29 protein-coding genes are annotated in these 26,906 nt (G+C 44.7%); 13 read left to right on the top strand and 16 right to left on the bottom strand.

Annotated elements, in window-relative coordinates; translation table 11 throughout:
* The first annotated feature begins 11 nt into the window (after positions 1–11).
* On the top strand, positions 12–671 hold the full coding sequence (rpe, locus tag GO493_RS10425) for a ribulose-phosphate 3-epimerase (protein ID WP_157306087.1): 660 nt from the start codon (positions 12–14) through the stop codon (positions 669–671).
* A 79-nt stretch (positions 672–750) separates the two neighbouring features.
* Here rpe and GO493_RS10420 read toward each other — a convergent pair whose 3' ends face one another.
* Positions 751–1,146 carry a response regulator gene (locus GO493_RS10420; protein ID WP_157306086.1) on the bottom strand — a complete coding sequence of 132 codons (396 nt, stop codon included), beginning with the start codon at positions 1,144–1,146 and terminating at the stop codon, positions 751–753.
* An 8-nt stretch (positions 1,147–1,154) separates the two neighbouring features.
* A complete protein-coding gene (locus GO493_RS10415; RefSeq protein ID WP_157306085.1) occupies positions 1,155–3,350 on the bottom strand; it encodes a sensor histidine kinase in 2,196 nt (731 codons plus the stop codon).
* A 233-nt stretch (positions 3,351–3,583) separates the two neighbouring features.
* Here GO493_RS10415 and purE point away from each other — a divergent pair, with 233 nt between their 5' ends.
* The 4 genes from purE to GO493_RS10395 all read left to right on the top strand — a co-directional run bounded on the left by purE (position 3,584) and on the right by GO493_RS10395 (position 6,534).
* Positions 3,584–4,039 (top strand): 5-(carboxyamino)imidazole ribonucleotide mutase, encoded by a 456-nt coding sequence (gene purE, locus GO493_RS10410; RefSeq protein WP_157306084.1) that lies wholly within the window; start codon positions 3,584–3,586, stop codon positions 4,037–4,039.
* Between the two features lie 78 nt (positions 4,040–4,117).
* Positions 4,118–5,077, top strand: coding sequence for a PhoH family protein (locus GO493_RS10405; protein WP_157306083.1), 960 nt, complete (start codon positions 4,118–4,120; stop codon positions 5,075–5,077).
* A 215-nt stretch (positions 5,078–5,292) separates the two neighbouring features.
* Entirely contained in the window at positions 5,293–5,766 is a 474-nt protein-coding gene (locus GO493_RS10400; protein ID WP_157306082.1) for a DUF4878 domain-containing protein, read from the top strand.
* Between the two features lie 222 nt (positions 5,767–5,988).
* Positions 5,989–6,534, top strand: a complete 546-nt coding sequence (locus GO493_RS10395) for an inorganic diphosphatase (RefSeq protein ID WP_198315673.1) — start codon at positions 5,989–5,991, stop codon at positions 6,532–6,534.
* A 76-nt stretch (positions 6,535–6,610) separates the two neighbouring features.
* Here the strand turns inward: GO493_RS10395 and GO493_RS10390 are convergent, their stop codons facing one another.
* A complete protein-coding gene (locus GO493_RS10390; RefSeq protein ID WP_157306081.1) occupies positions 6,611–7,384 on the bottom strand; it encodes a C40 family peptidase in 774 nt (257 codons plus the stop codon).
* A gap of 116 nt (positions 7,385–7,500) precedes the next feature.
* Here GO493_RS10390 and GO493_RS10385 point away from each other — a divergent pair, with 116 nt between their 5' ends.
* From GO493_RS10385 to GO493_RS10370, 4 genes are all read left to right on the top strand, one after another.
* On the top strand, positions 7,501–8,073 hold the full coding sequence (locus tag GO493_RS10385; protein WP_157306080.1) for a sigma-70 RNA polymerase sigma factor region 4 domain-containing protein: 573 nt from the start codon (positions 7,501–7,503) through the stop codon (positions 8,071–8,073).
* The gene (locus GO493_RS31235) at positions 8,066–9,139 is read left to right on the top strand and encodes a tetratricopeptide repeat protein (RefSeq protein WP_198315672.1); all 1,074 of its coding nucleotides are present in this window, start codon (positions 8,066–8,068) and stop codon (positions 9,137–9,139) included. Before GO493_RS10385 ends, GO493_RS31235 begins: the two co-directional genes overlap by 8 nt.
* Positions 9,140–9,346: 207 nt before the next feature.
* Entirely contained in the window at positions 9,347–9,913 is a 567-nt protein-coding gene (locus tag GO493_RS10375) for an RNA polymerase sigma factor (protein WP_317165416.1), read from the top strand.
* Between the two features lie 17 nt (positions 9,914–9,930).
* A complete protein-coding gene (locus GO493_RS10370; RefSeq protein ID WP_157306078.1) occupies positions 9,931–10,296 on the top strand; it encodes a zf-HC2 domain-containing protein in 366 nt (121 codons plus the stop codon).
* Between the two features lie 73 nt (positions 10,297–10,369).
* Here GO493_RS10370 and GO493_RS10365 read toward each other — a convergent pair whose 3' ends face one another.
* Both GO493_RS10365 and gyrA read right to left on the bottom strand, forming a co-directional pair.
* Positions 10,370–11,623, bottom strand: a complete 1,254-nt coding sequence (locus GO493_RS10365; protein WP_157306077.1) for a tetratricopeptide repeat protein — start codon at positions 11,621–11,623, stop codon at positions 10,370–10,372.
* A 127-nt stretch (positions 11,624–11,750) separates the two neighbouring features.
* A complete protein-coding gene (gene gyrA, locus GO493_RS10360) occupies positions 11,751–14,342 on the bottom strand; it encodes a DNA gyrase subunit A (protein ID WP_157306076.1) in 2,592 nt (863 codons plus the stop codon).
* A gap of 380 nt (positions 14,343–14,722) precedes the next feature.
* Here gyrA and GO493_RS10355 point away from each other — a divergent pair, with 380 nt between their 5' ends.
* Complete coding sequence (locus GO493_RS10355) at positions 14,723–16,048, top strand: saccharopine dehydrogenase C-terminal domain-containing protein (RefSeq protein WP_157306075.1); 1,326 nt, start codon at positions 14,723–14,725, stop codon at positions 16,046–16,048.
* Between the two features lie 112 nt (positions 16,049–16,160).
* Here GO493_RS10355 and GO493_RS10350 read toward each other — a convergent pair whose 3' ends face one another.
* Positions 16,161–16,847: a Sir2 family NAD-dependent protein deacetylase gene (locus GO493_RS10350; RefSeq protein WP_157306074.1), complete on the bottom strand. Its 687-nt coding sequence runs from the start codon at positions 16,845–16,847 to the stop codon at positions 16,161–16,163.
* Positions 16,848–16,925: 78 nt separating this feature from the next.
* Here GO493_RS10350 and GO493_RS10345 point away from each other — a divergent pair, with 78 nt between their 5' ends.
* Complete coding sequence (locus tag GO493_RS10345) at positions 16,926–17,783, top strand: phosphatase PAP2 family protein (RefSeq protein WP_157306073.1); 858 nt, start codon at positions 16,926–16,928, stop codon at positions 17,781–17,783.
* A 71-nt stretch (positions 17,784–17,854) separates the two neighbouring features.
* Here GO493_RS10345 and GO493_RS10340 read toward each other — a convergent pair whose 3' ends face one another.
* From GO493_RS10340 to pdhA, 5 genes are all read right to left on the bottom strand, one after another.
* Complete coding sequence (locus tag GO493_RS10340; RefSeq protein WP_157306072.1) at positions 17,855–18,265, bottom strand: EVE domain-containing protein; 411 nt, start codon at positions 18,263–18,265, stop codon at positions 17,855–17,857.
* Positions 18,266–18,289: 24 nt separating this feature from the next.
* The gene (locus GO493_RS10335) at positions 18,290–19,009 is read right to left on the bottom strand and encodes a (Fe-S)-binding protein (protein WP_157306071.1); all 720 of its coding nucleotides are present in this window, start codon (positions 19,007–19,009) and stop codon (positions 18,290–18,292) included.
* An 81-nt stretch (positions 19,010–19,090) separates the two neighbouring features.
* Positions 19,091–19,582, bottom strand: a complete 492-nt coding sequence (gene ribH, locus GO493_RS10330; RefSeq protein ID WP_157306070.1) for a 6,7-dimethyl-8-ribityllumazine synthase — start codon at positions 19,580–19,582, stop codon at positions 19,091–19,093.
* A 19-nt stretch (positions 19,583–19,601) separates the two neighbouring features.
* A complete protein-coding gene (locus GO493_RS10325; protein WP_157306069.1) occupies positions 19,602–20,300 on the bottom strand; it encodes a tetratricopeptide repeat protein in 699 nt (232 codons plus the stop codon).
* A gap of 139 nt (positions 20,301–20,439) precedes the next feature.
* Positions 20,440–21,450 (bottom strand): pyruvate dehydrogenase (acetyl-transferring) E1 component subunit alpha, encoded by a 1,011-nt coding sequence (gene pdhA / locus GO493_RS10320; protein ID WP_317165415.1) that lies wholly within the window; start codon positions 21,448–21,450, stop codon positions 20,440–20,442.
* Positions 21,451–21,629: 179 nt separating this feature from the next.
* Here pdhA and recF point away from each other — a divergent pair, with 179 nt between their 5' ends.
* Positions 21,630–22,706 (top strand): DNA replication/repair protein RecF, encoded by a 1,077-nt coding sequence (gene recF, locus GO493_RS10315; protein ID WP_232538803.1) that lies wholly within the window; start codon positions 21,630–21,632, stop codon positions 22,704–22,706.
* A gap of 24 nt (positions 22,707–22,730) precedes the next feature.
* Entirely contained in the window at positions 22,731–23,018 is a 288-nt protein-coding gene (locus GO493_RS10310; RefSeq protein WP_157306067.1) for a DUF721 domain-containing protein, read from the top strand.
* A gap of 370 nt (positions 23,019–23,388) precedes the next feature.
* Here the strand turns inward: GO493_RS10310 and GO493_RS10305 are convergent, their stop codons facing one another.
* From GO493_RS10305 to GO493_RS10285, 5 genes are all read right to left on the bottom strand, one after another.
* Complete coding sequence (locus GO493_RS10305; RefSeq protein WP_157306066.1) at positions 23,389–24,453, bottom strand: hypothetical protein; 1,065 nt, start codon at positions 24,451–24,453, stop codon at positions 23,389–23,391.
* A gap of 375 nt (positions 24,454–24,828) precedes the next feature.
* Positions 24,829–25,347: a DUF4252 domain-containing protein gene (locus tag GO493_RS10300; RefSeq protein WP_157306065.1), complete on the bottom strand. Its 519-nt coding sequence runs from the start codon at positions 25,345–25,347 to the stop codon at positions 24,829–24,831.
* A gap of 5 nt (positions 25,348–25,352) precedes the next feature.
* Positions 25,353–25,871, bottom strand: a complete 519-nt coding sequence (locus tag GO493_RS10295; RefSeq protein ID WP_157306064.1) for a DUF4252 domain-containing protein — start codon at positions 25,869–25,871, stop codon at positions 25,353–25,355.
* 41 nt (positions 25,872–25,912) lie between these two features.
* Positions 25,913–26,401: a hypothetical protein gene (locus GO493_RS10290; RefSeq protein WP_157306063.1), complete on the bottom strand. Its 489-nt coding sequence runs from the start codon at positions 26,399–26,401 to the stop codon at positions 25,913–25,915.
* On the bottom strand, positions 26,388–26,906 hold the full coding sequence (locus GO493_RS10285; protein ID WP_157306062.1) for an RNA polymerase sigma factor: 519 nt from the start codon (positions 26,904–26,906) through the stop codon (positions 26,388–26,390). Before GO493_RS10285 ends, GO493_RS10290 begins: the two co-directional genes overlap by 14 nt.

The raw sequence follows: 26,906 nt of genomic DNA, 5'->3' as shown, positions 1-26,906 counted from the left end.
AATGACTGGCTTTGGAAAAGAGAAATACATTGATTGCCCCTTCCCTCCTGGCCTCCAATTTCCTGGAGCTGGGCAAGGAAGTAGATATGCTCAACCGCAGTTCGGCTGACTGGTTGCACCTGGATGTAATGGACGGACGCTTTGTACCCAATATCAGTTTTGGACTACCCGTGATCTCACATATCAGGAAAGCAACAAAGAAGATATGCGACGTGCATCTCATGATAGAAGAGCCGGAGAAATATGCAGAAGACTTTAAAAAAGCAGGCGCTGATATTCTGACCGTTCACTATGAAGCCTGTACCCACCTGCACAGGAACATACAACAGATCAAAGGTCTGGGCATGAAAGCCGGTGTAGCGCTGAACCCGCATACTCCCGTCCACCTGCTTGAAAATGTGATCAATGACCTGGACCTGGTGCTCATTATGAGCGTGAACCCCGGTTTTGGCGGACAACACTTCATTCCCAAAAGCCTGGAAAAGATCAGGCAACTAAGAGAACTGATCGCATCCAGTACAGCACATGCCGTAATAGAAGTAGACGGAGGTATTACAACAGAAAATGCCGGAGCCATCCTGGACGCTGGAGCAAATGTACTGGTAGCAGGCAGTACGGTATTTTCATCAAAAGATCCTGAAGCAACAATACTTGCGTTAAAGAACGCCTGAGATAAAAGGGAACGATATTGCCCCAAAAGCCTGTTTATTACCGGCTTTTGGGGCAATCTCATTTTCAGACGGAAAGTAGTCAGCTTTCCTGCAGTTTGGTAATGATCTCGTTAGAAAGTGGTTTGGTGAGATAGCCCTTCACAAAGGAATAATTGTCTACTTTCTTCCTGTCTTTATCATCAATAGAAGAAGTAAGTACGAAAATACCTATTTGCTTGGACAGGTTCTGGTAGAATCCGGCATAGTCATTCAGGAACTCCCAGCCGTCCATTACGGGCATGTTCAGGTCAAGAAGGATCAGGTCCGGCAGAAGATCGGGCTCGTAATGGTATTGGCGGAGATAATCCAGGACATCCTGGGCATCGGAAAATGCCCGAACGTTTTCGCCTATGCCCTGACGGCGTATCATAATGTTGGCGATCTGCTGATGTATCGGATCATCATCTACTATGAAGATCATTTTAAGCAATTGCATACAGGGACCTATTCAGTTTTAAAGGTAATAATAAATTTTGTACCCTGGCCGGGCGTACTTTCTGCACGGATACTTCCCCCCATTGCCTCTACCTGTGTTTTGGTGATAAAAAGCCCCAGGCCCTTGGCGTCTTTATTCTTATGAAAAGTCTTCCGGAAGCCAAAAAGCTTACTGCCAAAGCGTTCCATATCTATGCCCACGCCATTATCTTCCGCAGTGAGTATGATGAGGCTGCCTTCCCTGCGGCTTTCCAGGTGAAGGCAGGGTATACGTTCATCCGTACGGTAACGGATAGCGTTGGTAATAAGGTTTTGAAAGATACTGTCCAGGTATACGCGTGGGAACATCAATACAGGAGCTGCTTCAAAACTGGTAGTAAGCCGGATACCGCTTTTTTCAATATCTACCAGCAATACATCTTTCACATGCTGCAACCGTTCAGTAAACCGGAGCTCTTCCCTTTCTACGTTGAAATCTTTCCGGATCTGTACTACATCTACCAGGTCATTAAGTGTTTCATCTATCTTTAGTATTACTTCCTGGAGAAGTGACAGGTATTGTTCTTTCTCATCAGTTATTACAGAATCCATATACATCTGCATTAACGCTTTCAGGTTGGCGATAGGCGCCCGCAGGTTATGGGAAGTGATATGCGCAAATTCCTCCAGCTGCTGATTCTGGTTAACCAGGCTGCGGTTCAGCTTATTCAGCTCACGGTTTACCCTCGAGAGGTCTCTCTGCATGTTACGGCTATCCGTGATATCATGAACAAAAACGGATACACTGCCGTCTTTCATGGGAGAGATCATAAAGTCATACCATTTCTCCCAGTTAGGGAAATACTCACTGAAAGATTCTGACAACCCGCTTGTCAGGGCGGCTGTAAAACGGAGTTCAAAAGCGGCTTCCAGCCCCAGCTCCGGTATCAGCTGGTGAATATTACTGCCAGGTTCAATACTGCGGCCGGCCATTTCCTCCGCTTTGCGGTTCACAAAGCTAAAGGTACCATCCTGTTCCATCCTGGCATATCCCATGTCTACTGCATCAAAGAACAGGCGTAACTGTTCGGTATTTCGTTGCAGCTGGTTACGCATCTGGCTTTCCAGCTTGCTGTCGGTAATATCGTTTACCAGCATTACCACTATCTGCTCTTTATCTACCGGGTCCTGCAGGGGGAAAATGGTAAGATCTAGCCAGATCTCCCTGTCCTGCCCGGTCCATTGCATATCCCTGGAAAAATCTACCAGCTTCTCCAGCCGTAGCACCTCATTATTGAGCATTACCTGCTGGAATATTTCATCCAGTCCATAAAGCCGGGCAAAAGGATCGTTCATGATATTGTAGTGCGTCTCCTCCAGTCCGCCACGGTACTGGAAAAATTCACGCTGTGCCTGGTTAATCCTGCGTATAAAGCCGAAGTGGTCAAACTGTATATAGCCTACGGGAAGATGCTCAATGATCAGATCAAGCAGCCTGGCGCTTTTTTCCAGCTGCATGGTAGAGAGCTGCTGCGTAGTGATATCCCGCAGCATCAGGAATAATTGCCGTTCTTCCTGAACAGCAAAGGTAAAGGTTATGGCTTCGTACCAGGCAGGAAGGATACGGGTGATATTATTACCCGTATGACTACGGTAGCCCAGCAGAATATTCCTACAGGTTGTCTGCCCGGTATTCAGGGTATCCTCAAGTATAGCGGTGAGGCCTGTTTCAAGGAACAGCGGCTCATCAAAGAAATTATATCCCGGTTGGGCCGGCGCAAGATCTAACCCATTCCATATGCCGTCCTGGAACCGGTTACTCCGTATATGTATGCCGTTATCTGTGAACTGTTGTAAACCAAAAGGCAGGTGGTCGAAGAGATTGGTACCTTCAATATAAACGGTTTCACTTCCCGTAAGCAGGTAGTGTTTGTCTGCCCTGGTAAGCTGCCATTGGATCCGGCGTTCACCACAACGCATGTTTACACAGGCCGGAAGGCCCATGGCAGGTAAACGGGATATTACAGGCCAGTACATACCTGTCCTGCTTCCTATAATATGATCATAATGAGTTGGTTCACTGTACCTGTCAGGCGGATCGTCCCTTTCCCGCAAATTTAGCAGCTTGGAGGCATTCTCGTTTACGTACAACAGGTTACCGTGCAGATCCAGCAAAAGCGCGGGCATAAAGGCTGCCAGCACATTGCCTAAGATTCCATCATTCATAAATTCCTGTACGATAATCCCTTAAAAATAATCAATATATTATCAAAAATAACTATTCTGTCCTTTTTAGTGCGTACAGAATTATAATTCTTTAAAATAAAAGCATACTGCTTAGCTTCAAAGCATGTAATTTTGCGTTTTCCACGAATGTGGATTTCCCGTTTTCAGGAAGTCTGAAAGGATGAATATCTTTGAGACACAGGTACATGTTTAAACAAAAATCTAGCATAGCAATGAAAGTATTAATCTTAATGGGATCAGAAAGCGACAAACCTGTAATGCAGGAAGCACTGAATTTTTTACAGTTCTTTAATATTGAAGGCGAAATGATCGTCGCATCTGCCCATCGTAACCCTGACAAAGTAAGAGAACTGTGTATCACTGCACAGGAAAAAGGCTTTGGCGTGGTTATTGCCGCAGCTGGTATGGCGGCAGCGCTGCCTGGTGTAGTATCTGCCTATACTTCCCTTCCTGTACTCGGAGTACCTCTGGAAGGCGGTTTACCTGGCGGCGTTGATGCACTTTACTCCATCGTACAGATGCCGGCAGGTCTGCCTGTAGGTACACTAGCAGTAGGTAAAGCCGGTGCAAGAAATGCAGCTGTACTCGCAGCGCGTATCCTGGCCCTGGGCAATCCTGCAATAGCAGAAAGAGTGGAAGCCTTCAAACAACAAGGTTACAAACTATAGGATACTTATACCGGAGTTTGAAGCCTTGCTTCAGGCTCCGGTTCACAGTAACCTCAAACGTTTAAAACAACAAATCACTTGACAGAATCAATTATCAGCTTAGACAGCATTAACCCAATCGAGTTCTTTGGGGTCAATAATGGCAAACTCGACCTGCTGAAAAAAAAATTCCCCCTTCTGAAGATACTTTCCAGAGGCACTCAGCTCAAACTCTCAGGTGCTCCGGAAGAAGTGGCCACCGCCCAGGAAAAAATAGGGCAGATAATATCCTATCTGGAGCGTAATGGCAATCTGAGCGAAAACTACTTTGAACAGATTCTCGGAGATGAAGAAAAAGTAGACAACTTCAAAGACCGTAACTCCGGTGAGATACTGGTATTTGGCCCTAACGGCCGCAACGTAAAAGCAAGGACAGCCAATCAAAAGAAAATGGTGGCCCTGGCCGATAAAAATGACATCATCTTTGCCATAGGCCCTGCCGGTACAGGTAAAACCTATACTGCAGTAGCTCTGGCCGTACGTGCCCTTAAAAATAAAGCTGTCAGGAAGATCATCCTGACCCGTCCTGCCGTGGAAGCCGGTGAAAACCTTGGTTTCCTGCCCGGCGACCTGAAAGAAAAGATCGATCCCTACCTGCGCCCATTGTATGACGCGCTGGACGATATGATCCCCGCTGATAAGCTCAGCTATTTCATGACCAATCGTGTGATAGAGATCGCCCCACTGGCATATATGCGCGGACGTACCCTCGATAATGCATTCATTATCCTGGACGAAGCCCAGAACGCCACGGAACTGCAGCTCAAAATGTTCCTGACACGTATAGGCGCATCCGCCAAAGCGATCATTACCGGTGACCTTACCCAGATAGACCTTCCGAAAAATCAGAAGTCCGGCCTGGAAAAAGCCACCCGTATCCTTAAACATATTGATGGTATCGGTTACCTGCAACTCGATGAAGAAGACGTAGTAAGGCACCGTCTGGTAAAAGCTATCATACGGGCTTACGATGCAGCCAAGGAAAAGGAAGATCACTAAATTAACACTTCTTTAACAGCGTTTTGAGTATGTTCACCGCTCAAAAGTAAACTGTTAATAGTGTTTCCTTGCCTATACCGGTTTACAATAAGGGAAACCAACAATTTTCAAAAACAGGTGCGGATCCCGGGAACTACATAAGTGCGTGCAGCAGCTTTTTGTAAATTTCTACATTCCACCTATTTTTGTTAATCTGTATTATAATGAACATTTGCATGACCAAATATCTGCGCATTCTCATCCTGGCATTCTTATCCGGTCTTGTATTGAGTGGTTGCAAAAAACGCGCTTCCCCACAGGAAGTAGCACTCAACTTTATGCACGCTATACAGGAATCCAACTTCGATCTTGCCAGAGATTACGCCACCAGGGAATCGCAACAGGTAATACAGCTTTATTCCTTTTTTGACGCCCGCCGTAACGATACGGAAAGAGACAAGATCAAAAAAGCCGGGATCCAGGTAGTGGAAACCGAAGAGAATGGGGATAAAGCCACCGTAACAGTACTGAACTCTTCTTCAAAACAGAAAGAAAGACTACAACTGGTAAAGGAAAACGGGCAATGGAAGATATCTCTCACTTTTGAAAGCATCATTCCAAATTATGTACCTCCTGCCAGTCCGCTGGATTCTGCCAGCATGCTGCCCCAGGATACTACTACCGCCACCCACGTTCCTGATGTCAGGTAACTGTTGCACCAAACTGAAACAATAAGAATTTTACAGCTATTGTAATTTTACCGCCGAGTTCCTTATTTTTGCCTCGCGCCAGCAGAAACTAAAAATTCCACACATTGCATTGCTAAAGAATTGCCGGTCCTTCCCATGGAAAGACGCCGGTCGTTTTGTTTTTACAGTGCTATTGTGTTGCAGGCGCTCACCAAAATAAATACTAAACAAAAAAAAGTAGAAATGACGATGAACAATCCCTGGCATAATGTCAGCACAGGAGAAGACGCGCCAAAGATAGTTAACGCTATTATTGAAATTCCTAAAGGTTGCCGGGCCAAATACGAACTGGATAAAGAAAGCGGCCTCCTTAAACTTGACCGCGTACTCTATTCATCAGTATATTACCCTGCCAACTACGGTTTCATTCCTAAAACATACTGTGATGACCATGACCCGCTGGATATCCTCATCTTATCCCAGGTAGATGTTGTTCCAATGTGTATCATGGAAGCCAAAGTGATAGGTGTTATGCAAATGGTTGACAGTGGAGAAGCTGATGACAAGATCATCGCAGTTGCAGCTAACGATATGAGTGTGAACCACATCAACGATATTACCGAGCTGCCACCTCACTTTACAGCTGAAATGCGCCACTTCTTTGAAGAATATAAAAGACTGGAACATAAAACCGTAAAAGTTGCTGAGTTTCAGAACAGGGAAGTTGCTGAACGTATTATCCTTGAAAGCGTTGAGCTGTACAATAAAACCTTCGGCAATAAAGCTTAAGCTGAAAAATATTCACGCGGCCCCGGTCGCATAAAAAAACTTCCGCTAAAAGGCGGAAGTTTTTTTATGTCTGATATTAACTTAATCTGCGGATAATCCTTAGCTGATGCGTCCTTATCCCGGTGTCAGCATTAATAATCCCCTGATTATCTATCGGATCTATCCTCACCCTACCCGAAGAATGTATGATCTCATGGTCATTCAACAGTATCCCCACATGGGTGATCCTTCCCTCAGGATTATCAAAGAAAGCCAGATCTCCCAGCTTTGCTTCCTGGAGAAAATCTACCGTCTTTCCCTGCGTAGCCTGCTGATAGGCATCTCTCAGCAAAGACACCCCCAATGTCCTGAAAACCGTCTGCGTAAAACCGGAACAATCCACGCCAAACACAGATTTGCCTCCCCACAGATAAGCCGTATTCAGGTACAGGAATACAGCAGCTGTCAGACCTTCCTGATCAAGCTGCCCACCATTGCCAGCTTCCTTCAACTTTTCCTCAAATTGTACCTCTGCCCTTCCCCAGGTTGTAACAGCGCCATTATCCTTCTTTACCAGGCACCCAAAAGGTATATGCATTGGTTGACCATTCACCTTCACCAGGTTTACCCAGGAAGGCGTATAATGCGTATAGGGAGCGTTATACAATCTTTCGTCTATGATTTCCAGATGATTAACAGTTCCCCATCCTTCATACCCATCAAACTGGCATTTTATCCTTACCCATCCGTCAGTACCTGTTTCAATGATCTCCGCACATTCTCCCCACAATGCCTGTGAAACAATTTCGCTTCTATGGGACGGTTCAGCCCGTAATGGCATCACCGGTACTATTGTAATTACGTATGGCATACTAATTGTCTAAAATACTTATATGTCAAAAGAGAAAAAAACCGGATAGAGCCTCAAATCGATCCACTATCCAAATCGAACTTTTTTAACTTTTAGATGTAAATATAGGTAAGACTATGCTACAGCAGTTAACTAATTTATCAGATAAGGAACTGATCTCCCGGGCAAGGAAACTCAAGGACCAGGAAGCAGAAGGAGTACTCATGGAAAGATACAGCCATCTCATCGTTGCTGTTTGTTTACCTTACCTCAACAATGGTCCCGGTACAGCTCCGGAAGAACTATACCCTACTCTGCTCCAACGCCTGAGCAGCAGTTTAAAGACCCAGACCATCTCCAGGACAAATGAGTGGATCCATTACACTATCAGGGCCCAGCAGGCTAAAACAGATCGTAATATCCCCTATTTTCCTACTACAGAATCAAGAGAGCAGCAACTGGTAGAAGGCCAGGTTGAAAAGGCCGCCTCTAATCTCAAAGAACAGGAATTGCTGATCAACAAGATGCAAAAGGCATTGAAAGAATTACCGGCAGAAGACAAATACTTTCTGCAAAAATTCTACATGGAACAGAGAACATTTGCTGATCTGGCTGAGGCTAAAAAGATCTCTATAGAAAAAGCAAGACAACGGCTGCAACAGGCAAAACAAAAAATGGCTTCCTTATTGATGAATGAAACCTATGAGTAATTTGGAAAACAACGAAAAAATACTGAAGATCTTCAGTAATATCCGCTGCCTCAACAGGGACCAGCTTCCACGTTACCTTGACGGGAGGCTTACCGATGTTGAGAAACACCTGGTGGAACAACACCTGGTCGATTGTGACCTGTGCTTTGACGCGCTGCAGGTATTACAACAGCAGCAACACCGCGAAAAATACCTCCCTATGTCTGCCGGGATGTTACAATTCATCCGCAACAGCATTAAAAAGGTATCACATATACATAAAGCAGAACGCTACCACAGGCAGGAACAGAAGAGAGAAAGTTTCCTCATCTACTTCTGGGGAGTAGCCACAATTCTTATCATTGCCGGCGGCGTCTATCTTGTTCAGCAACAAAGTAAGTACAAGGCTACTGCTATGCCCAGGCAACTGGCACAGGCAGATGGAGCAACCGTTCATTCCGCCAGTACAGAGACCATTCCCGTACAGGCCGCAGTAGTAACACCTGTACCTCCGGCCAGGCATGATTCTGCAGTGGCACAGCCAAAGACAGAAGCTGCTCCTCCTGTTACAGTACCGGCAGCCCAAAAGCCTGCTCCTAAAAAGGATTCCTTGAAAGCAGCTCCGGCTAAACCAGCAGCTTTGGTCACAAAAGACAGCATGAAACAGCCTCCTGCGGCTAAACCTGTTGAACCCAAAATAGCACCTGCTGCTCCTGTACAGAAAGATACCCCTGCTGCCATTACCAAACCGGCTCCTAAAACAGAAGTAGCAGCAAAGAAAGATGCAGATGATGAGAAGGAAAAACCTGCCCCAAAACCCGCAACTACCGATATCAACAGTACAGATGAATTCCTTTATAAAGCTGCAATGGTCTATCACCAGCAGGGCGACCTGAACGAGGCTATTTCAAGATATAAACACCTGTCCGGCAGTCCTGGCCGTTACGGAGAGCTTTCCCGGTATCAGCTGGCTGTTTGCTACCGTAGTAAGGGACAGACAGGTAAGGCGCGCCGTATGTTTAAAGAAGTGGTGCGTATGAATGGTACCATGAAAGAAAAAGCACAACAGGCACTGGATAATCTGTAATATTGACCTGCTTAAATTCTTAGCTGGCCATAGGCCTCCCAACCTCAAAAAATCGGTTCCGCAAGAGGTGAAATCGATTTTTTGAGCACCTTTCTCATAAAAATGCCAACCGGCACACGCCCCTTTCAGCTTGCGAATAAGTTCCCTGAGTTTTATGGAATAATGATTTTCCTGCATCTTTATATTACAAGTTTCTATCTTTATCCAGTGAATTATAAGAATAGCCAGGAATTAACAGACGAAACACTGCTCCAGCGGTTTAAAGCCGATGGTAACAGTCATTGGATCGGCATCCTGTTTGACAGGTATGCCATACTTTTGTTAGGTATGTGCATGAAATACCTTAAAAATGAAGAGGATGCAAGAGACAGTGTACAACAGATCTTTTTAAAAGTATTGGCAGATATCAATAAACATGAAGTGCAGTTCTTCCGGGCCTGGATCTACCAGGTAACAAGGAATCATTGCCTGATGCAGCTACGGCAAAAGCAGCAGGTACGCCAGGAAGAAGTGAATGAAACCCTGCTGGGCGCCCCGGCAGGCCCCGAGGAAGATAAGAACACCTTCGTGGAGAAAGATAAGATGCTGGAAAATATGCAGGAGGCGCTTGAGCAGCTGAATGAAGAGCAGCGAAGTTGTGTGAAATTATTCTACCTTCAGAAAATGTCTTACCAGGATATTGTAACTGCTACAGGCTATAACCTGCAACAGGTTAAAAGCTACATTCAGAATGGTAAAAGGAACCTGAAACTGATATTAAGCAAACAGGGTTAGATATAAGATTTTCAATTATGGACGACTTTATGAATGATGAATATAAAGACCTTTTCACGGCAACACAATGTCCTACACAGCAACAGCTGCTGGACTATGTGCAGGGAAGGCTATCGCCGGAACAGCAGCATGAAGTGGAATTGCATCTGATGGATTGTGAGATGTGCAGTGAAGCTATTGAGGGACTAAGCGCTTTTGAACAGAAGGAAATGATCCCTGTATGGCTACGGCAAATGAAATGGCAGATGCTTCGTAAACTTCGTACCCGCAAGCGCCGTAAAGACCAGGTAGCCTATTTTACTCAACTGGCTATCATCGTGATAGTGATCCTGTTTATACTGCTGGCTGCATTCTGGGCCTTTCATTTTGTAAGACACAGATAGCTAAATAATAATGCTCAAAAAAAAACGCTTTTGTCTTCCGGCAAAAGCGTTTTTTTTGTATTGAATTACACTATTAATTCAAACCTTCCAGTTTCTTTTTAATAGCTTCTACTTTTGCAGTTTCGTTTTTGATCGCATAGATCTTCTGCAGAGCATATAAGCAGCTCTCGAAAGTCTGTTTGTCACTTGGTTCCAGGCTGGCCTGCTTAGCAGTAAAGTTCTCATCGGCTTTCTCGAAGAAAGGCAATGCCTGGTTCATCAGGTCTGTTACTTTAGCCTGCAGCTCTTTCGCTTTAGGTGTGTTCTGGGATTTGCTATCCATGTTGTTAAGCTCTTTGTTGAAACCAACAGCACGGTTGAAATACAGCGCACCTAACTGGAAATTGGCAGTAGCATCATCAGCTTTCAGTTCGATAGCTTTTTTGTAAGCCGCTTCTGCTTTACCCATCAGCTCATCGTAGTTAGCAGGTTTTGGCGCGTCGCCGGAACCTTCTGCACGTGGATTAGCCAGGTTATCTACACGGATACCGTAATCCAATACAGTATTGAAGTCGCTAGGGTTTTCAGCCATCTTTTTCTCCAGCATGGTCAGCAGTTCAGCTGATTTACCTGTTTTGGAGTAATAGATCATCTCCATGTCATTGAAGCGTTTATCTTTCGGAAAGATAGTCTTTGCTTCTTCGATAGTTTTGATCCAGTTAGCGTTATCTCCTTTTTCTTCGTAAGTCTGAGCAAGGATCACATACAGTGCAGGTTCTGATTTGAACTGCAGCTGTGCAGCTTTCTGCAGGAAAGTCAGTGCTTCGTCTTTTTTGCCGGCCTGGTTAGCAGCGTAACCTGCATAGAAAGTCATAGAAGTATCTGTAGGAATAGTACCACCCAGATTCTTACTGTTATAGAAGTCAGCAATGCTGAAAGCATCTCTGAAATGCAGGTAAGCTGAATCCCATTTCTGGTCGTTCAGGTTACCATAACCAGCGTTACCTACAGTAGCATACAGGTTAAACATACGCTGATTCATTTCCAGCAGGGCCTCTTTCATTTTAGGATCGATTTCGAGCGCCTTTTTGTATGCTTCGAAAGCTTCCAGCGCTTCTGCCGGGTTTTTCTTCTCGGTAGCTTCTGCTTCTAACACTTTTCCCTTAACATACCAGGTCTTGGCATCGTTCTTTGTTTTCTCGTTTTCCAGTGCAGCCTGAATGTCAGCCTTGGCTTTTTCGTAGTCTTTTTTACCTAGTGCTTCTTCAGCACTGGTAACCTTTGCACGTTGCGCCACAGCAACAAATCCTGCACTGCAAAAGATAAATGATACCAATAGTTTTTTCATGTTGCTCAATATTTTGTTGTTTTCTATAAGTATGGCGTTGATTTTTTATGCCCTTTTGATCATAATAAATACAAACAACCGTTGGGTAACCATTAGTTGGCTGGTAAATTTAACGGTCCTTTAGCATTTATTCAACAGGATTCTCGTCATCTCCGGCAGGAGCATCTGCTGCACCGGGATCCTGAGTATCATTCTGCGGTGCCTGCTCTCCATCAACACCTTCCGCCCCTTCCACTGCTTCTGCCGCTTCTTCTTCCTGCTCATCCAGGCGTGCTACAGCTGCTATTTCATCAGTGTCGTCCAGTCTTATAAGGCGCACACCCTGTGTAGCCCTTCCTGCCTCACGGATGTCTGCCACTGCCATACGGATAGTTATACCGGATTTACAGGTGATCATCAGGTCATCCTTTTCAGTTACGTCCAGGATAGCGATCAGACTGCCGGTTTTCTCGGTAATATTGATCGTCTTCACACCTTTACCACCACGGTTGGTGATCCTATATTCCTCAATATCAGTACGTTTGCCAAATCCTTTCTCAGAAACTACCAGTACTGTACGGGCGGCATCCTCCTTATTTACACAAATCATACCAACCACTTCGTCCTTATCATTATCTACCTCTATACCCCTTACGCCGATAGCGCCACGACCAGTGTCACGCACGGTATTTTCAGGGAAGCGGATAGCACGGCCACTTTTGATGGCCATCATGATCTCGCTGTTGCCATTGGTCAGTTTGGCTTCCAGCAGCTGGTCGCCTTCATTGATAGTGATAGCGTTCACACCATTCTGGCGCGGACGGGAGAATTCTTCCAGCAACGTCTTCTTAATGATACCATTGGCAGTACACAATACAATGTAATGATTGCTGATAAAATCTTTATCGCTCAGGTCCTTAATGTCTATAATAGCCCTGATCTTATCATCTGTAGGGAGGTTGATCAGGTTCTGGATAGCACGGCCTTTACCACTCTTCTCTCCTTCCGGTATTTCATATACTTTCAGCCAGTAACAACGTCCCTTTTCAGTAAAGAACAACATTGTATGGTGAGTGGAAGCAACGAACAGATGTTCTATATAATCTTCCTCACGGGTCTTTCCACCCAGGGCGCCACGGCCGCCGCGTTTCTGCTGACGGTAATCGTATGCAGAGGTACGTTTGATATAACCCAGGTGAGAAATGGTGATCACCACATCTTCCTCTGCAATGATATCTTCCATACGCATCTCGCTGGCCAGATACTGGATCTCGGTTTTACGCTCGTCACCGAAACGTTTCTTCACGTCTTCCAGTTCATCCTTGATGATCTTGAAGCGCAGACCTTCGTCAGAGAGTATGTCTTTCAGGTGGCCAATGAGTTTCATTACTTCGTCATATTCTTCCTTGATCTTATCACGCTCCATGCCTGTCAGACGTTGCAGACGCAGTTCAAGGATTGCTTTTGCCTGGATATCTGTGAGTTCGAAGCTGCTCATCAATCCTTCCTTCGCTTCTTCCGGTGTACGGGAATTGCGGATCAAAGCTATCACCTCGTCCAGGTGGTCCAGCGCTATCAGGTAGCCTTGCAGGATATGCGCTTTTTCTTCTGCTTTACGCAGGTCAAAACGGGTTCTGCGTACAACTACCTCATGACGGAAGTCAACAAATTCCGCCAGTAGGTCTTTCAGGTTCAGTACACGCGGACGGCCTTTTACAAGCGCCACGTTATTGATACCGTAAGAGGTCTGCAGTTCAGAATATTTATACAACTGGTTGATCACAACGTTGGCAATAGCTTCACGTTTCAGATCAATTACCAGTCGCATACCATCGCGGTCACTTTCGTCACGCGCTTCGGATATACCTTCTATTATCTTATCATCCGCCAGCTGTGCTATCTTCTGGTGTAATGCCGCCTTGTTGATCTGGTAAGGCAGCTCATAGATCACCAGGCGTTCACGGCCTGCTTTGGTAGTCTCTACATTTATTTTACCACGTACCACTACTCTTCCGCGTCCGGTCTCAAAACCCTGCTTAACACCTTCATAACCATAAATAATACCACCGGTAGGGAAATCAGGAGCTTTAACATGTTTGATCAGCTCTTCGATAGTGATATCACGGTTATCGATATACGCAATAGCACCGTCTACCACCTCACTGAGGTTGTGAGGCATAATGTTGGTAGCCATACCAACCGCAATACCGGAAGCCCCGTTCACCAGCAGATTGGGAATACGGGTAGGCAATACCGTTGGCTCTTCCAGCGTATCGTCAAAGTTCAGCGTAAAATCCACTGTTTCCTTGTCGATATCTTCCAGCATTGCTTCCGCCACCTTCTGTAAACGGATCTCCGTATAACGCATTGCCGCAGGCATGTCGCCATCTACAGAACCGAAGTTACCCTGGCCGTCTACCAGGATGTAACGAAGGCTCCAGGGCTGTGCCATACGTACAATCGTATCGTAAATGGAAGCGTCACCGTGGGGGTGGAATTTACCCATTACCTCCCCTACAATACGGGCAGATTTTTTGTAAGGTTTATTACTGTTATTACCCAGTTCATTCATCCCGAACAACACGCGGCGATGTACAGGTTTTAAACCGTCTCTTACATCGGGAAGCGCACGCCCAACGATCACTGACATAGAATAATCTATGTAGGCCGTCTTCATCTGCTCTTCAATGTTGATCTGGACTATCCTGCCATCCTGCTGATTTTCCGTATTCTCTGACATATTGTTGGTTTACAAGTTTTTACCTTTAAAAACAAATAAGCGCAAAGATAGCCATTTCAGGCCGGATTCCGGCCTTTTTGTCAGAGAATGTGAATAAAAAAGGATTTGTCATATTTTAAAAATAAACTATACCTAAACACTAAAACCCGGCGAATATCGAAAATGTGCCCACTCCTGCAAGAAATACACGATATAACAAAAAACAGGAATATAGAGGAAATGAAATATTGGCAAACATTTTGTTTTTAAAGCTATGAAAATCAGGGTCTCAGGAAGATTTATTTATAAAAAAGGCGAAATTTGTGGAAATTTCGAACATTAATATTGCAACTGATGTTAAATCCCTGTTCCGTAACCATAATAAAGATGAACGAATTAATATGAAGAACATACTCTTGTTTGGCGCCGGCAAATCAGCGACAAGCCTGATAGAATACCTGCTGACGAACGCACCCCGGCAGAAATGGCACATTACAGTGGCGGACCATGATATCATGCTTATCAAATCCAAAACAGGCAAATCTTATTATGTTACACCTGCCGCACTGGACATAAGAGACCAGGCGGCAAGGCAGAAACTTATACAGGAAACAGACCTCGTCATCTCTCTGCTCCCTCCTGCCTTACATATCACTGTAGCAAAGGACTGCCTTGAATTTGGCAAGAACCTGCTCACCGCATCATACATAGATCCCGAAGTACGTAAACTGGAAAAGGATATCGAAAAAGCAGGCCTCCTGTTCATGTATGAAATGGGACTGGACCCAGGTATAGATCATATGAGTGCAATGAAGCTCATTCACTCTATCGAAAAGAAAGGCGGCCAGATCTCCGCTTTCCGTTCTTATTGCGGCGGACTGATATCCCCTGAAAGCAATGATAATCCCTGGCAGTACAAAATATCCTGGAATGCCCGCAACATAGTACTGGCAGGTAATTCCGGTGCCGTATACAGGGAAAAGGGAAAGGTGAAGGAAGTCTCCTATCAGCAGTTGTTTGATCAGTCCAAAACCATACAGATACCCAGCCTGGGTAAACTGGCGTATTACCCCAACCGTGATTCACTCGGGTATATGTCCGCCTATAAACTGGAAGACATTCCCACTTTCATGCGTGCTACCCTCCGTTACCCCGATTTCTGCGAAGGCTGGAGCACACTGCTGAAACTCGGACTCACAGACGATACTACCAAACTCCAGACAGATAATCTTTCCTACTTCGACTGGACATGCCAGCAGTTCAAACCTGATCCCCGCCTGAGCCATGAAGAGAACATCGCACAACACCTGAGCATCAGCGCCAAATCAAAGATCATCAGGCAGCTGAAATTCCTGGGCTTACTCAGCAACGATCCCGTTCACCTCGGAGAACAGACCAATGCAAACGTCTTACAACATGTAGTGGAAACACGCCTGGGCATGCAGTCGTCTGACAAGGATATGATCGTGATGACACATGAAATAGAGTTTGAAAGAAGAGGCATGACCACTAAACTACATAGCTACATGGTTGCCCTGGGTGATGATAACATACATACCGCTATGGCCAAAACTGTAGGCCTGCCATTGGGTATTATGGCAAAGCTGCTGCTACAGCAGAAGGTCAGCCTTACAGGTTTACAGATACCCATCATGCCTGATATTTATAACCCGGTACTGAAAGAACTGGAAGAATACAATATCAGGTTCGAAGAAAGCTTTGAATAAAACGTTCATCTGCATATAAACTCTTAATAAAAAACGCTTTCGTCTTCGACGAAAGCGTTTTTTATTAAAGTCATTTTAGCCTGCGGCCAGGCCCCAAATTTAAACTCTCTGCTTATAATTTTTCCAGCGCCTCCTGCAGATCAATGATCCCCAGCGTTGCCGGCTTCTCTATCATATGCAGCTTAGGCCTCGGTGCAACCGGCGGCAGCTTTCTGTCAATCACAAAAATAGGAACATGCGGCGCCACCACATCCAGCAATCCGGCCGCCGGATATACCACCAGCGAAGTACCTATTACCACAACAATATCAGCAGACCTTACGATAGTCGCAGCTGTATGGATCTTTGGCACATCTTCCCCAAACCATACAATATCCGGGCGCAGCTGCCCGCCATCATCTGCTTTATCTCCCAGCATAATATCTCCTTCTATCGGATAACTGCGTGTCTTATTCCTTACACTGCGCATCTTCAGTATTTCCCCGTGCAGATGCAATACTTTCTCTGAACCGGCACGTTCATGCAGATCGTCAATATTCTGTGTTACAATATCTACGTCAAATTTATCCTGGAGCTTAGCCAGCCCGATATGCGCAGCATTAGGCAGTGCTGCCCTGATGTCCCTGCGGCGTATGTTATAAAAGTCCAGCACCAGCTGCGGATTACGCTGCCATCCCTGCGGACTGGCCACTTCCTGTACGTCATAGCCTTCCCATAACCCATCACTGTCACGGAACGTCTTCAATCCGCTTTCAGCACTGATGCCAGCCCCCGTTAAAACAACCAGACTAGGTTTCATAAATACAAGAGATTTTTTAATAATAGCAATATACGTGTTTTAACATTTATGTAACTTTACCGCTTTAAAATAACAGCATTGAAGATTTCCCATATCCTATTGCTGTGTGGCGGCCTGTTAAGCCAGCTCCATAGCATAGCCCAGACAGATACCACAGCATCGGCCAACAGTGACAGTACCATTATCACAACTCCGCCTTTAACTGCTGCGGATACCACTATACGTTACCGCATAAACGGCACTTATCTTTTAAGCGCCTGGCAGGACCTGAAATACTCAGTATCAAGACCTGTACACTGGAAAGGAAAGGATTTTGTCCGGCTGGGCATCGTTGTAGGCGGAGCAGGCGCCCTGATGGCGGCCGATTATGAGATCAAGCAGGCCTTCCTCTCCAACAGGCAAACATTCTGGACCAGCGTTACCAACGAAATAGAACCTTTTGGCAATACCTACTCTCCTTTCCTGGTAGGTGGTATGTACCTGACCGGGGTAGTGACAAAGAACAGGCAACTTGAGCATACATCCCTTATGACAGCCAAGTCCCTCCTGATCTCTACCATGATCTATACATTTGCGAAGTCTATCATACGCCGCGGACGTCCTACTTACTTCGATGATCCCTTCGTCTACCAACGCCCGTATTTAATGGATAAAAAATACACCTCCTTTCCTTCAGGCCATATGCTGACAGTAACCTCTGTTGCCACTGCGCTTGCAGAAGCCTATGGAGAAGAACATCCATGGGTTCCATATGTCAGCTATGGAATAGCCATCCTTACAGGTACTACTCGTTTATACCAGGTAAGACACTGGAGCAGCGATGTATGGGTAGGCGCCTCTCTGGGCTATTTTGTAACGAAAGGTATATTCAAACGTCATAAGGCACTGGAGCATAAAAAGGCTATGGCTGCCATGGCGGCAGCTGCAGGCCGGTAATGACTGCCGTACCGCATAAAAAAAACGCTTTCACACCAGGCGTGAAAGCGTTTTTTTATGCGGTGAATAATTTATTTCATTCCACCCATTTCCAGGATGGTATCAAATTCTTCCGGAGTCACTGCGCAAACGGACAAACGTCCCTGACGGATCAGGGAGAGGTTCTCCAGGCGTTTCTCAACTTTCATTTGCGCCAATGTTACAGGTTGCTTAAATGGTTTTACAGGCTGCAAATCTACTACTACCCAGTTTGGGTCCGGTGTGGTAGGGTCCTGGTAATGTTCCTTTGCTACTTTAGCAATACCTACTACTGCCAGTCCCTCGTTACTATGATAGAACAATACCTGGTCACCCTTTTTCATACCTTTCAGGTTATTGCGTGCCTGGTAGTTGCGAACGCCGTCCCAGAAGGTTTTTCCATCTTTTACAAACTGGTCCCAGGAGTACTTAAATGGTTCTGATTTAACAAGCCAGTAATTCATTCCTCGATAAAATTTAACTGCAGATCACCAGCCGCTGGCCAGTACATCTGCGATATGCATAGTTTTAATATTCAGCTCATGTTTCCTGATATACCCATCCAGGTGCATCAGGCAGGAAAGATCTGTTGAAATAAGATAATCAGCACCGCTGGCAACAGCATTATTTACTTTTTGTTCTCCCATGCCAATGGATATAGGTTCGAACTTAACAGCGAAAGTACCTCCAAATCCACAACAGACTTCACAATCGTTCATTTCCTTTAATTCCAGCCCTTTTACTTTAGATAGCAGGCTGCGGGGCCCATCTTTGATCCCGCATTCCCGTAGGGCGCCGCAGGCATCATGATAGGTAGCTACTCCGTTCAGTGTTGCACCAAGATCTGTTACATGCAGTACATCTGTAAGGAATTCAGTGAACTCATACAGGTGTTTTCGCAACATCTTAACATCATTATGTGCAGCTGAATTATCAAACAGTTTACCGTAGTAATTCCGTACAAACCCGGTACAGGAGCCACTGGGAGCTACTATATAATCTACTGTATGAAAGTCTTTGACAAATTTATTGGCAACAGAGCGGGCTTCATCCCAATAACCGGCATTGAATGCCGGTTGTCCGCAGCATGTCTGGTTGGGGTTATAGTTTACGGTACAACCCAGCTTTTCCAGGACTTTCACCATGTTGAAACCTGTTTCCGGAAACAACTGATCTACAAAGCAGGGAATAAAAAGCTGTACGTTCATCGAGTTAGTCTTTAAGTATTTGCTTGCTATGCAGGTTCAGGCAGTGATGTATCTGCTTTGGGGTTACGTGAAGCGGCTCTTTTATAATCCACGCATCATAGCGATCATTTTGAGCGCTGTGATGGCTGCTTCCTCTCCTTTGTGCCCATGAATGCCCCCCAGTCTTTCTTCTGCCTGTTGCATGTTATCTACTGTCAGGATACCGAATATAACAGGTACGGGCAGTTCAAGGTTTAATTGCATAATACCTTCTGTTACGCCTTTGCATACATAGTCAAAATGAGGGGTCTCTCCCCTGATCACACATCCGAAAGCAATAATAGCGCCAGGTTGCTTTCCTGTTCCTTTTGTACGTTCCCAGTATTGCTTGCAGGCAAAGGGCAGTTCAAATGCACCAGGCACCTGTACTTTGGTTACTCTTGATACTTTATACTGGGCCAGAGAGCGTTCGCAGCCGGCTACCAGCTCGTTGATAACAGTATCATTCCATTCGGTATACACCATAACAACACTGGCATCCTCTAAGTTGAGAATGCCAGTATCGTTCAATAAACTTTGATTATGTATTGACATGACCAGATTAAAATAGCTATTAATTCCTCACATCACCCAGGCGTGCCAGGTATTTATCCATTTCACGACCTTCTGTGGATTGTGGGTATTTATCACGGATCTCTTTGTAGAGGGAGATCGCATCTGCAGGTTTTCCTGCTTTTTCCAGTGCCAGTCCTGCACGGAACAGGTAAGTTGGCGCTGTCAGCTCATTATCGCTGTAATGACCAGCTTTTTTATAGTAGCTGATACCATCTTCGGTTTTACCGAGTTCCATGTAAGCGTCTCCGGCAAGACCATAAGCCATAGCCTGAACTACCTGGTCTCCTGCATTGAAGGAGGTCAGCAGGTCTATTCCTTTCTGGAACTCACCTAATCTTACGTAAGAAACACCAGCATAATATTTTGCTAACTGACCTGTTTTGGTGCTGCCGTATTTATCGATCACCTGGAGGAAACCGTAATTGTTACCGTCACCATTGAGGGCCAGTTTAAAGGAGTCTTGTTCAAAATACTGTTGTGCGTGGAATACCATGTCCTGGGCTTTTCTTTCATTGGGGCCCTTGATGAACCTGTTGTAGGCAAAAGTACCGCCAACCACCACTACTATTACCAGCACGGCAATGAGGATGGTATTTTTGTGCTTGTAAAAGAAGTCCTCTGCCTTGTGTAAGGAGTCTTCCAGTTGAAAATCCTTGTTTACAGGAGCATTAGCGGCTTTATTTGTTGTTTCGGTCATTGTGAATGTAATCGTTAAATTGTTATTTCTTTAAGCGGTATGGGTGTATGCCTTTTATACATTTCCGCAAATATAAAAAAGGTTAGCGAATCTTACACCGTGATCAACGGCCGGGATCGCTAACCTCTATAGTATTACATTAGTCAACAATGAAAGGATAATCCTGCTGAACATAAACGTCTTTCAGCAGTTCGTCATCAGAAGGCCATGGCGAATTTTCAGCAAATTCCACGCACTGCTCTACCTGTTGTTTCACTTTCTCGTTGATCGCTTCGATCTCTTCTTCCGTAGCCCATTTGTTCTTCTGGATAGTTTTGAGCACCTGGTTGACAGGATCTTTCTCCTTGTACTCCTCTACTTCCTCTTTGGTACGGTATTTAGCCGGATCACTCATAGAGTGGCCACGGTAACGGTAAGTCTTGATTTCCAGTAAGGTTGGCCCCTCACCGGCGCGGGCACGTTTAACGGCCCTCTCAACACCTTCGTGTACAGCTTCAGCGCTCATACCATCGATAGTTGCGCTCGGCATATCGTAGGCATTAGCTAACTTATAGATATCCAGTACGTTAGAGGTACGTTCTACTGAGGTTCCCATTGCGTACATATTGTTCTCGCAAATAAATATCACAGGCAGTTTCCACAGCATGGCCATGTTAAAGGTTTCATGCAGCATACCCTGGCGGGCAGCACCATCACCGAAGAAGCAAAGCGCCACATTATCAGTGCCTTTGTACTGTTCAGCGAAAGCCAGGCCAGCGCCGGTACCGATCTGGGCACCTACTATACCGTGACCGCCAAAGAAGCCCTTATCCGGAGCAAAGAAGTGCATACTACCACCTTTACCTTTAGAGCAACCTGTAGCTTTACCATACAGTTCAGCCATACATTCATCCGCAGTCATTCCTTTAGCTATTGCCAGCGCGTGATCACGATAAGCAGTAATAAACTTATCTTCCGGTTTTGTCGCTGTCATCGCACCTGCAGCAATTGCTTCCTGTCCTATGTACAGGTGGCAAAAACCACGAATCTTCTGCATTCCATACAATTGGCCGGCTTTTTCTTCAAAGCGGCGCAGCAAGAGCATCAATTCATACCAGTACAAATATGTCTCTTTGGTGAATTTCGTCTTTACGTCTGTTTTTGTAGCCACTGTTTCTTAATTTGTCCGCAAATATAACAGGAAAATCCTAAAAACTAAATACTTTGCAACTTTGCAACAACTAACCTCTATATAATTATATATATGAAAGGCCCATATACAGTATATGTGGGGGTTTGCGATAATTTTTTTCTTAATTTATAACTGATAATTTAACCGTTAATTTGCTGTTGCTCAGAAAGATATCACTGGTTCAGTTCAAAAACTACACTGCAGAACGTTTCGAATTCAACAAACGCATTACAGGCATCACCGGGCGTAATGGCTCCGGCAAGACCAACCTGCTGGATGCTATATATTATATCTGCTTCACAAAAAGCTACTTTACCAGCAGTGAAGCACAAAACACTCAGTATCAGACAAATGGCTTCCGCCTGGAGGCCTATATGGATAAAAAAGGACAGGAAGGCAAGATAGTATGTACTGTAAAAGACGGGAAAAAAGATATCTCACTGAATGACGAGCCATATGACCGCTTTTCCCACCATATCGGTAAATACCCGGCAGTTATGATAGCTCCTGACGATGCAGAGATCATCCTGGGAGGCAGCGAGGAACGCCGCAAATGGCTGGATGCCCTTCTTTGTCAGTTACACCCGGGCTACCTGGACAATCTCATCACCTATCAGAAAATACTCCAGCAACGTAATAGCCTGCTCAAAACCATTGCTACCCAGGGAGGCAACCAGGATGCCCTGCTGGATGTATTTGATGAACAGCTGGTATACCATGGCACTCCCGTTTTTGAAGTCCGCCGCGATTTTCTGCCGTCTTTTATCAGACAGGTCCAGGAACTCTATGATTATCTTGCAGGACAACATGAAGTAGTGAACATCCAGTACCAATGTGGCCTGCATGAACAGCCATTCAATAAACTGCTTGCCTCCAACAGGTACAAGGACATGATGATGCAAAGGACCACAGGAGGTATTCACCGGGATGATCTTCAATTTCTTTTGGATGATCATGCAATGAAAACAAGTGCCTCCCAGGGACAACGCAAAAGCTTCCTCTTTGCACTTAAACTGGCACAGTTTGAAGTGATCCGTCAACATAAAAAATTTCCCCCTCTCCTGTTACTTGACGATGTTTTCGAAAAACTTGACAGGGAAAGAGTGTCAAGGCTTATCAGTCTGGTGAGTGGTCCCACCTACGGACAGGTATTTATCACCGATACACATGCTGAAAGATTACTGGACGCATTTAAAGAAAATGAAGATAGTTTTCAACTTATAAAGATGCGGTAAAAGGGAATCCGTTACCTTTGCATCATGCGTCATGGAATTACATCAATGGGGGATGCCCTTAAGGAATTTATGAACAAAAGCCGCTTAAAACCACGGCTTACAGAAGTACGTATACAGGAGAACTGGGAACAACTTATGGGCAGGACCATTTCGCGTTATACTGAACAAATTCAACTGATTGACGGCAAACTGCTGATCACTACAACTGTGGCTCCACTAAAACAGGAGCTTTCCTACTCTAAAGACAGGATTATCAAGCTGGTCAATGAAATGCTGGGGGAACCGGCAGTGAGGGAAGTGGTGATTAAATAGGCCATTTCTGATATTTTCCTGACTTCACTTATTTTGCCTGTTTGATTTCACCATGAAAATTATTCAATCCCTTAATCCTTTCCTGAAAAAATGGGCTCCTATCATAACAATGTGCACGGGTGCAATAATAATTATCCTGGCATTTATCGGGCAAATGAACGGAATAGAATATTATAATTATTATGATACTCTTACCTTCAAGCACAAGCTTCCTTATCGGTTTAATAATATAAGTAGAACAAAATTGAAAATTTACTACAATTTTCTTTCCTGATCCGAAGGAGATCTCTCTGGTATGAATTCATCGCAATTAACCGGCATTTTCCAGTTCTTACGTTATAACAATTCATCTATTGTATATAGGTTAAAACTATTTCCTTTCTTTCTGAAGCTCTTTTATCTGGAATTTCATCCCTTCGAGTTCCTTTTTTATTTCCTCTTTCTCCTTATGCTCCTGTATTAACAGCAATGTCAGTTCTTCTACTTTCTGCAGCAATACCTTATTCATCTCCCCCACATCAATCCCATTCTCCTTTACCTCATTAGTTGACGGCACATCCGGCAAATGCCTGTTCACTTTGATATACTGCTCTACTTCCATCAAAGAAGGCAACTTATATCCCGGATCAAACACAAAGTCAGCCCATGTTCCCTGGTCAATTCTCAGCCTGCGGGCGCCGATGGTACCTTCAACCGCTAATTTGTATTGCTGGGTGGCAGTAGTTCCTATACCAACATTCCCGTTGGCATCTATCCTCATTCTTTCCACTCCTGTGTTTGTAGAAAATGTCATAAAACCACCAGTCATATCCCCTCCTCTATAAAAATTAATTGCGCTATTCAGCTTTCCATAAAACTTATGCTCCAATGCAAATGATTTTACCTGTCCACCGGTTGTACTATAAGCCTCCACTCCAATATAAGTGCCGGCATCAACGTCATTACCCTCGGGCAATCTTGCCAGTACACTGGCCCTGACATTATTGGCGGCAAAAGCCACATCAAAGTAAGCGCGGGGATCATTTACACCTATACCTACATATCCTTTTGAAGTAATACGCATTTTTACCGTGGGAATAGCATTGTCAGCTGTCGCAAAAAACAGATCTCCTGTAGCATTCGTGGTTGCATCCTGCATTGTACGGGCTGCAATATAGGCTACACCTTTATTACCGGTAGAATTTGGTGTCATCCATGACAATGTCCCTGTAGAGCCAAAATTACCGGTTGCGCCAGTACTCAATATCAAATGTGCCTGGCTGTTGGCCGAAGTATTGGAATTAAATATTTCCAGTCCCATGTTATTTCCACCATGATAATAAAAACTTGGAGTTTTAGTGCCAATGCCCAATGCAGAAGAAGTAGTATCTATTTTATTCTGCGCGCAAACAGTTAGAGTTCCCATAACGGGTAACAGGATGAAAATTGCTTTCATAAAACATTTATTTTTATTAAATTGTCCCAAAGAATTAAAATCAAGAGATCACATTCACATATTTTCAGCCATAATAATTTTTACCAGTTTATTGTTGTTAACAATATCGACAAGTCCATAATTTTCAGAAACAAACATTTGAATGCTCTGCAGGATACAGGAATTGAACAATGCTGATAAATTACATCTGAATGTGAGTAATATAGCCGAAGCAAAGTAAGTATAGGAACATTTACACCGATAAGGCGATAAGGTCCTCACCCAACAAAGTTATAAATGATAAGCACATACGATCATAACACCTTTGTGCTATAAATCAGCCACAAATAAAAAAACCGGACCTTCCAGTCCGGCTTTACAATATATTTCTAAAACCTAATTCTTCGCAAAATGATTTACCAGTGAATTCACATCTTTCATCTTCAATGTTGTCTTCAGATAAACTATCACAAAATCTGTCTCATCCTGGACCAGTATCACCATATTACCTAATTCATCCTCTTTCCCTTTATTCAATACATGCACTAAACTGCTTCCATCCCGTACTTCCACAAGCTGATCATACTTTTCCTTATTGATCAGTGTATTCTTTAACCGTTGCACATCTTCGTTTTTAACCGGAGGATGCGCCGGATCATATCCTTCAATGGTGTAGATCTTCATGCGATGCAGGTGAGAAAGCATATGTTTCAAGGGTACACTATCTTCGCTCATAGCGCTGGCAGGTACCACCCAGCTGGCCAGTTTCAACATCACTCTCCCAAGACCAAAGCGGAATGTTGAAGTTGATTCGCCCCGGTATTCCTTAAAAAATTTGCGAAGTTCTCTCTTCTGTGCTACTGCAGGGCTAACAACCAAAATCAATGCTACAACAAGGATGGAAAGATATTTCATAACAATTACTTTTTGATATTTTTCAGTTTATCGAATCCACCGATGTTCATATTCCCCGCTATCTGGCTGATCTCATTCAGATCAATATCTCCTACCAGGCTCATAGCAAGGAATTCATCATCACTACCCATCAGCATAATTAATTCCGCGATGTTCCCTTTCGCATTTTCCTTTACCATAAAACGAAGATCATCCTTTCCGTCCCGGATGGTCATCAGTTCTTCAAACTCTTTACTGAGCAAGCCTGAAGCTTCTTTAAACAACCGGGGCCCGTCTTTGGTATTTTCCTTGGAAAGCATCCGTAACCCACGGATCTTTTTAACTACCTGCATAAAATGTTGTCCTTCCGATGAGCCGGCATCCAGCTTGCTGAACATACTGAACATCTTAGGGGTTACACTTATAAGCGTGAAAGACTCATCACTCTCATACTTCTGGAAAAAACGGTCTATTACACTACCCTGCTGGGCAAAGAGTTCCGTGCCGGTCATTATCACCAGCAATAATAATACTAAGCGTTTCATAATTCGTTGTTTATATTATGTTTTAGAATGGCCTTCGTTCACTATTCCGCTTTCAGCTTTTCTGTCGCCTCATTGAAATAAGACAGCTTCTGTACCTGTGACGTTCCTTTGTTCAGGTTCTTAGCCAGCAGCTGTAATGCTTTCTGTGTGGCGGCAAATGCTTTCTGCGGATCATTATAGGTATCATGGTTTGCATCAGCAAACAGGATACGCTCCTGGCGCGACTGGAAACTTCTGGCTGCATATCCGACTCCCACTGCCATCAGGAAAATAGCGGCATATTTCATCCAGTGTTCCCATGGCCGTGGTGGCGGCATCTGCACAACAGGGGCTTCCATCTCCGGTAGTTCAGGCAATTCAATCGCCGCCTCTGCTGCAAAGTAGCCAAAGAGTGGCTGTGCTTCTTTCAGATCAGCAGGCAGGTCCTGCCTGTTCGTTGAAAAGAAACTGCGTAACTGTGCCTCATCCTCCAGAGAGGATTCTCCTTCCCAATACCGGTCCAGTAGTTCCCTGATCTTATTGAACTCCATACACTTGCACTTTTTGTAATTGTTCACGCACCGATTTTCTTGCACGGTGCAGGTTTATCTTCACATCTGCCATTTCAATTGCCAGTATATCAGCAATCTCCAGGTAGCTATACCCGTCAATATCCCTTAATTGTATAATAGTACGGTATTTTTCCGGCAATGACGCAATGATACTATGTACCCGCTTCATCACATCCTGTTGTTCTGCCGCTGCATACGGATTTTGCTGCTGCATGGCCGGCACATCCCCTGCTCTCTCCAGCTCTTCCGAACGCCTGTATTTCTTTGATTTCAGCCTGTCCAGAGCCAGGTTACGTACTATACGCATACACCAGGCTTCCAGGTTTTGCAGCTCTGTCATCCGCTCCTGCTGCTGCCAGACCTTCATCAACGCATCCTGTACCACATCCATTGCATCTTCTTCGTTACCAAGTAACCGGTAGGCAAAGCGATAAAGCTTGGGCCTCACGGGAACTACTTCTGAAAGAAAAAGCGCTAAAGACAT

This window comes from Chitinophaga tropicalis, assembly GCF_009758205.1.
Taxonomy (GTDB): domain Bacteria; phylum Bacteroidota; class Bacteroidia; order Chitinophagales; family Chitinophagaceae; genus Chitinophaga; species Chitinophaga tropicalis.
The sequence above is the reverse complement of the archived record's forward strand: the minus strand, read 5'-3'. Positions and strand labels throughout refer to the sequence as shown.